This is a genomic window from Kitasatospora cheerisanensis KCTC 2395, from assembly GCF_000696185.1.
GTDB classification, from domain to species: domain Bacteria; phylum Actinomycetota; class Actinomycetes; order Streptomycetales; family Streptomycetaceae; genus Kitasatospora; species Kitasatospora cheerisanensis.
In genome coordinates, this window is the sequence record NZ_KK853997.1 from 2,752,136 (window position 1) to 2,758,857 (window position 6,722).

4 protein-coding genes and 1 pseudogene are annotated in these 6,722 nt (G+C 75.5%); 2 read left to right on the top strand and 3 right to left on the bottom strand.

Annotated features, from left to right (window positions below):
- Positions 1–2: 2 nt before the first annotated feature.
- The 3 genes from KCH_RS12455 to KCH_RS12470 all read right to left on the bottom strand — a co-directional run bounded on the left by KCH_RS12455 (position 3) and on the right by KCH_RS12470 (position 3,335).
- Positions 3–764 carry a sirohydrochlorin chelatase gene (locus KCH_RS12455; protein WP_051653009.1) on the bottom strand — a complete coding sequence of 254 codons (762 nt, stop codon included), beginning with the start codon at positions 762–764 and terminating at the stop codon, positions 3–5.
- A 598-nt stretch (positions 765–1,362) separates the two neighbouring features.
- Positions 1,363–2,451: an SEL1-like repeat protein gene (locus KCH_RS12465; protein WP_157032022.1), complete on the bottom strand. Its 1,089-nt coding sequence runs from the start codon at positions 2,449–2,451 to the stop codon at positions 1,363–1,365.
- A gap of 392 nt (positions 2,452–2,843) precedes the next feature.
- Complete coding sequence (locus tag KCH_RS12470; protein WP_157032023.1) at positions 2,844–3,335, bottom strand: helix-turn-helix domain-containing protein; 492 nt, start codon at positions 3,333–3,335, stop codon at positions 2,844–2,846.
- Positions 3,336–3,686: 351 nt separating this feature from the next.
- On the opposite strand from KCH_RS12470, the gene nirB reads away from it, so the two are divergent.
- On the top strand, positions 3,687–6,302 hold the full coding sequence (nirB, locus tag KCH_RS12475; RefSeq protein WP_035862634.1) for a nitrite reductase large subunit NirB: 2,616 nt from the start codon (positions 3,687–3,689) through the stop codon (positions 6,300–6,302).
- Positions 6,299–6,654 (top strand): annotated as a pseudogene (gene nirD, locus KCH_RS12480) (nitrite reductase small subunit NirD). The gene nirB and the pseudogene nirD overlap by 4 nt, the downstream one beginning before the upstream one ends.
- Positions 6,655–6,722 lie beyond the last annotated feature (68 nt).

Here is a 6,722-nt window from a genome sequence, read left to right on the forward strand (position 1 = left end):
CGTCAGCCCTGACGGCCCGTCCGGCGCAGGGCGCTGGAGACGCCGGACCGGTACCGCTCCAGCACCAGCCGCGCCAGCAGCGGATGATCGCCGAGCGGGGCCGACGTCAGCGCGCCGCCCGCCGCGGCCGCCAGGCGGGCGAAGTCGCCCGGGGCGGTGAAGTACGAGGCGACCGCGACCCGCCGGTGCCCCTCCCCCGCGAGTTCGGCCACCCGGGCAGCCACGCTCGGACCGCCCGCCGCCACGAACCCCGCCCGGACCTCGACCCCGAGCCGCACGGACAGCAACCCGGCCTGCACCCCCACATCCTCTGCGGCGTCCGGATCCCGGGAGCCCGACGCGGCGAGCACCACCGGCTCACCCCGCCAGCCCGCCTCGGCCAGCCGGTCGGCCAGCACGCCGGTGAGCAGCGGGTCCGGCCCCAGCGGCGGGGCGCACTCGCCCGCCAGATGCGGAGCCGCGGACAGCGTCCGCGGGATGTCCGTCCTGCTGTGGTAGCCGCGGCTCAGCAGCAGCGGCACCAGCACCGCCCGGCCGCTCAGCCCGTCCAACACCTGCGGCAGCAACGGCTCGTTCAGCCCGAGGTGCCCGAGCCGGACGTCCAGCTCCGGCCGTGCCCCGCACAACCTGGCGTGCAGCCGCCCGAGTGCGGCTGCCGCCGCCGGATCCCGCGACCCGTGCGCCACCAGCACCAGCGCCGGACGGCGGGCCGCATGCAGCACCCGCACCGGAGCGGGCCGGCCGGGGAACGAGGTGGTCGTCATCCCGCCACCCTGCCGGACGGCTGTTTCACCCCGATTGCCCACCGGTCACGGCCGGTTTCCCGGACCTCACGAGACCTTGCGCGGGAGCGGCGGACTGCGGCCGACGGCCGGTCGATGCTCGGCCAGGACGGGAACGGCCGCCGGGCGAGGCGGGCAGGTCGGCGCGGTCCCGGCGGGTGCGACCGGTGCGGCGGGCAGTCCCGCTGGTGCCGGACGGCCCGGTCGCGCCCCCTCCTCAGCCGACGGGGTAGGAGCAGAACACCCGCGACCGGTCCGTGCGCCCGATGCTCCCGGGCCCGCTCCTCGGCAGCGCCCACCTGCTGACGGAACATCAACGCCTCACCCTCCGCGGCCCGCCGGTCACTGCTCGGCGCAGCTGGGGACGCCCGTCGGACGAGGTCAGCGCCCCGGCACCGGCCTGCCCGGCACGCCACCGACCTCCGTCGGGGCGGCAGGCAGCGCCCGCTGCTCCCGCTCACGGCGGCGTCGGAGAGCCCGCTCCTCGGCGGCATCCACCTGCTGACGGAACATCGACGCCTCACGCTCCGCGGCCCGCCGGTCACTGCTCGGCGCAGCTGGGGACGCCCGTCGGACGAGGTCAGCGACCCGGCACCGGCCCGCCCGGCACGCCACCGACCTCCGTCGGGGCGGCAGCCAGCGCCCGCTGCTCCCGCTCACGGCGGCGTCGGAGAGCCCGCTCCTCGGCGGCATCCACCTGCTGACGGAACATCGACGCCTCACGCTCCGCCGTCTGCACCCCGGCCTCCGCGGCCCGCCGGTACCAGTCGAGGGCGTGCTGCACCTGGCGGCGGTCGGCCAGCATCCGGGCGGCTGCGACCAGGGCGTCCCGGTCGCCGTCGGCGGCGGCCCGGGCGTACCAGTCGAGTGCTTCCTCGGTCCGGCCGCGGTTCTCGAGCATCTCGGCCGCCTCCCGGACGGCCTGCCGGTCCCCGGTGTCGGCGAACCGCTGCACCCATTCGATCGCCCCGTCGGAGGTCACCGAGTCGTACAGCATCCGGGACGCCTCCCGCAGCTGCTCCGGCTCCGGGCGGTTCGCCGAGCGGAGCAGCAGGTCCGCTTCGAAGTACCGGCCGCCGTCCTTCAGCAGTTCCACCGCGGCGGCCAGCAGCGCGGCGTCCGCCGGAGCCGACTGCCCGGCTGGCCGGGTCGCGACCGCCTCGGCGGCCGGGGCCGGCCGTCGGTCGAGCGGCTCCACCACCCGTACGGGCTCGGGCAGTTCGGGCCGGCCGCCCGCCCGGACGGCGACCCGGTGCCAGGCGGCGGACTCCCTGGTCCGCCCCAGGTCGGCCAGCAGCCGGCCGAGTTCACGCATCGCGTAGACGTCGCCGCGCCGGGCCGCCAGCTCGTACCAGTGCACCGCCCGGACGCGGTCGCCGTTCCGTTCCAGCATGTCGGCGGCCTGGAACAGCGCCGCCTCGCTGCCGGCTCCGGCCGCTTCGCGGTACCAGTGCAGCGCGCCCGCCACGTCGCGGTCCCGCTCGCACTGTTCGGCCCGCTCGCGCAGTGTCTGGGGATCGCCGAGGTACGCGAACCGGGGCTGCTCCCAGCACTGGCCGTGTCGGGCGAACGGCGCCGCGGCCTCCTGCCAGGCCAACTCCTCGCCGACGGCTCCGCCCTGCTCCCAGCCGACCACCGTCTCGTCGGTCCGGCCGGTAGCTTCCCGCACTTCTGCTGCCTTGCGCACCGTGGTGACCCCCTGTTCCCACGCGCTGTCCCACCGGACGATCGCCCGGCCCGTCCCCCCGACCGCCGCTCGGTCCTCGTCGCAAGCGGCGGATTCCCCGGGCTGTCCGCCGGTCACCACCCGCTCGACCTGGTCGTGTGCCCGGGCGGTGTCTCCGGCACCGGTGCTCAACTGCCCGTCCCCGACGCGCCGGTCGGCGGCGCGGCTCCCCTCGGGCAGGCGCTCCTCGGCCGTCGCGGTGCCCGGTTCGACGATGCGGCCGTCGGGTCGGGCCGAGCCGTCCGGTGGCGCGTCCTGTCCCGGGCCCGCCGGTCGATGGCACGCCGCCGCCTCGGGTGCCCGCGCCGCGCCGAGGCTGTCGCGCTCACACTCCGTCAGGTACGGCGTGGCGACGGCCGATACCGGTCGGCGGCGGTTGAGCGGCCGTGCCCCGGCCGGTCCGGCGGCCTTGCCGACCGCACGCCGACACCCGGCGGGCCGACCGCCGCCGCTGCCCGGGCCGCGGCGGAGGGCGCGGCGTTCGCCGCGACGAACCGTCCGGACCTGCGCAGCACCGTCCCGCCGCGGCTCTGGCGGGCCCGGTCGGCCTCCAGCAGGGCGGCCCAGTACCGGGCCCGGCGCACCGGCCGGCCGGCGGCGCGGGCCAACTCTTCCGCCACGACGGCGAGTCGGTCGGTCTCCCGGGGCACGGAGCGACCGGTCAGCCAGCCGTTGAGGGTGGACGGGCCGATGCCGCCCAGCCGGGCCAGGCGCTTCTGGGTGATCGTCCGGTCCCCGGTCGTGCGGGCCGCGTCCCAGAGCCGGTGCAGCTCGCGCAGCACCGCGGAGTGGGCGGCACGTCCCCTCACCCGCATGTCAGCTGCCATGCCAGCTCCCCGGCCGGACTCGGAGCCGATCTTCGAATCCGCTCCTCTGCGTGCAGGGTACGCACTCCCCTGACCCGGCGTACCCGGTTCTTCGGGAATCTCCTGCGGGATCAGCGATCCTGCCCGCGTCCGGGCCCGTCACCTGCTATAGGGCCCGTCGGGCGGGCCGAGGCTCTCACAACTGCCGCCGCCCGCCGCTGAGATCGAAGTTCCGGCGGCGAAACCGTGCCGCACAGGTCGGGAAACACCCCCGGGCGAGGCTCGGTGCCATGACAGCGGCCGGGGCGCCGAGGAGTGGGCCCCGGTCGGCGCTCCGGCGGCACCGGGGCACGATCCTGGAGGGACTTCCCGATGACCACCACCAAGCCCACGCTGCTCCTGGTCGGCTACGGCATGGTCGGCCACCGCTTCCTGGAGGCCCTGGCCGAGACCGGAGCCGCCGACCGCCACCAGGTCGTCGTGCTCGCCGAGGAACCCCGGCCCGCCTACGACCGGGTCGCCCTGAGCTCGTACTTCTCCGGCCGGACCCCCGAGGACCTGCTGCTCGCCGACCCCGGATTCGCCGAACGGCACGGCTTCCGGGTGCACCTCTCCTCACCTGCCGTCGCACTCGACCGGGCGGCCCGGGCCGTCACCACCGCCGCCGGGGACGTCTTCCGCTACGACACCCTGGTGCTCGCCACCGGCTCCGCCCCGTTCGTGCCGCCGGTGGACGGGCGGGACGCGGAGGGCTGCTTCGTCTACCGCACCATCGAGGACCTGCAGGCGATCGAGTCCTATGCCGCCGGGGCCCGGGTGGGTGCGGTGGTCGGCGGCGGCCTGCTCGGGCTGGAGGCGGCCGGGGCGCTGCGCGGACTCGGTCTGGAGACCCATGTGGTGGAGTTCGCCCCGCGCCTGATGCCCGTTCAGGTCGACCCGGCGGGCGGCGCCGCGCTGCGGCGGTCCGTCGAGCAGTTGGGCGTGGTGGTCCACACCGGCGTCGGCACCAGTGCGGTCAGCGTCTCGGCCGGGCGGGCCGTCGGCATGTCCTTCACCGACGGCTCGGAGCTGGCCGCGGACCTGGTGGTGTTCTCCGCCGGGGTCCGGCCCCGCGACCGGCTGGCGCGGGAGGCCGACCTGACGGTCGGTGAGCGCGGCGGCATCGCCGTCGACGCGCACTGCCGCACCTCCGACCCACACATCTACGCCATCGGCGAGTGCGCCCTGGCGGCCGACGGCCGGGTGTACGGCCTGGTCGCCCCCGGCTACGAGATGGCGGTCTCGGTGGCCCGGCGGATCGCCGGGCAGGCTGCGGAGCCGTTCACCGGCGCGGACCTGTCCACCAAGCTGAAGCTGCTCGGCGTGGACGTCGCCAGCTTCGGCGACGCGTTCGGCAGCACGCCCGGCGCGCTCGACGTGGTCTACTCCGACGCCCGCGCCGGCGTCTACAAGAAGCTGGTGGTCTCCGGCGAGGGCGCGCTGCTCGGCGGCATCCTGGTCGGCGACGCCTCGGCCTACGCGACGCTGCGCCCGCTCGCCGGCACCGGCCGCCCGCTGCCCGTGCCCGCCGAGTCGCTGGTGCTCCCGGCCGGCGCGGACTCCGCCGTCCGGCTGGGGAGTTCCGCGCTTCCCGACGACGCGGTGGTGTGCAGCTGCAACAACGTCACCAAGGGCGTCGTCCGGGCCGCCGTCGCCGACCACGGCTGCGGCACCGTCGCCGAGGTGAAGGCCTGCACTCGGGCCGGCACCAACTGCGGCTCCTGCGTGAAGCTGCTGGGCACGATCGTCGCCGACGAACTGGCGGCGAGCGGCGCCGAGATCGACCACGGCCTGTGCCCGTGCTTCGCCCACACCCGGGCCGAGCTGTACGAGATCGTCCTGGTCCGCCGGATCTCCACGCACCGTCAACTGCTCGCCGAGCACGGCCGGGCACCCGAGGGTGCCGAGGGCTGCGAGGTCTGCAAGCCGGCGGTCGCCTCGATCATCGCCTCGCTGGCACCCGAACTGGGCGTCTCCGGGCACATCCTGGACGGCGAGCAGGGTGCCCTCCAGGACACCAACGACCACTTCCTGGCGAACCTCCAGCGGAACGGCTCCTACTCGGTGGTGCCGCGGATCCCCGGTGGTGAGATCACCCCGGAGAAGCTCATCGTGATCGGCGAGGTGGCCAGGGAGTTCGGCCTCTACACCAAGATCACCGGCGGCCAGCGGATCGACCTGTTCGGCGCGGGCGTGGACCAACTCCCGCAGATCTGGCGCCGCCTGGTCGCCGCGGGCTTCGAGTCCGGCCACGCGTACGGGAAGTCCCTGCGCACCGTGAAGTCCTGCGTCGGCTCGACCTGGTGCCGGTACGGCGTGCAGGACTCGGTGGCCATGGCGATCCGGCTCGAACTGCGCTATCGGGGACTGCGCTCGCCGCACAAGCTGAAGGCCGCCGTCTCCGGCTGCGCCCGCGAGTGCGCCGAGGCCCGGGGCAAGGACTTCGGGGTGATCGCCACGGCGAACGGCTGGAACCTCTACGTCGGCGGGAACGGCGGCGCCACGCCCCGGCACGCCGACCTGCTCGCCCAGGACCTGGACGACGAGCAACTGGTCCGCCTGATCGACCGCTTCCTGATGTTCTACATCCGCACCGCGGACCGCCTGGAGCGCACCTCCGGCTGGCTGGAGCGGATCGACGGCGGCCTGGAGCACGTCCGCCGGGTGGTGGTCGAGGACTCCCTCGGCCTCGCCGCCGAGCTGGAGTCGCTGATGGCCCGTCACATCGGTGGCTACCAGGACGAGTGGGCGGCGACCCTCGCCGACCCCGACCGGCTGCGCCGGTTCGTCTCCTTCGTCAACGCACCCGGGGTGCCCGACCCGAGCATCCGGTTCGTGCCCGAGCGCGACCAGGTCAAGCCCGACCTGGTGCTGTTGTCCGGCGAGGTGCCGCTGCGGCCCGGCCTCGCCCCGTCCCTGCCCGTCCGACTTCTGGAGGAAGCCCGATGACCATCACCGCCTCGGCCACCCGGGTCGAACTGCTCTCCCCCGCCGGCTGGTCGCCGGTCTGCGACTGGGACCTGCTGGCCCCGGCCGCGGCGTCGCCGTCCTGCTGCCCGACGGCCGGCAGGCCGCCGTGTTCCGCGACGCCAACGACCGCCTCTACGCCACCGACAACCGCGACCCGTTCACCGGCGCGTACGTCCTCTCCCGCGGCCTGCTCGGCTCCACCGCGGACGGCCGGGTGTACGTCGCCTCACCCCTGCTCAAGCAGCGCTTCGACCTGGCCACCGGCGCGTGCCTCGACGAGGACGGCGTCCGAATCGCCGTCCACGCCGTCCACGCCGTCCATCCGGTCTGACGGACCGGCAGGTCCGTCGGACGCGGCCCGGCTCTACTGCCCTCCGCCGCCCGAGGTCGCCCAGGTCG

What these genes read in the sequence shown, in the direction of transcription:
- KCH_RS12470 (WP_157032023.1), bottom strand. Translation starts at nt 3,335, where the DNA reads ATGGCAGCTGACATGCGGGTGAGGGGACGTGCCGCCCACTCCGCGGTG.
- KCH_RS12455 (WP_051653009.1), bottom strand. Translation starts at nt 764, where the DNA reads ATGACGACCACCTCGTTCCCCGGCCGGCCCGCTCCGGTGCGGGTGCTG.
- nirB (WP_035862634.1), top strand. Translation starts at nt 3,687, where the DNA reads ATGACCACCACCAAGCCCACGCTGCTCCTGGTCGGCTACGGCATGGTC.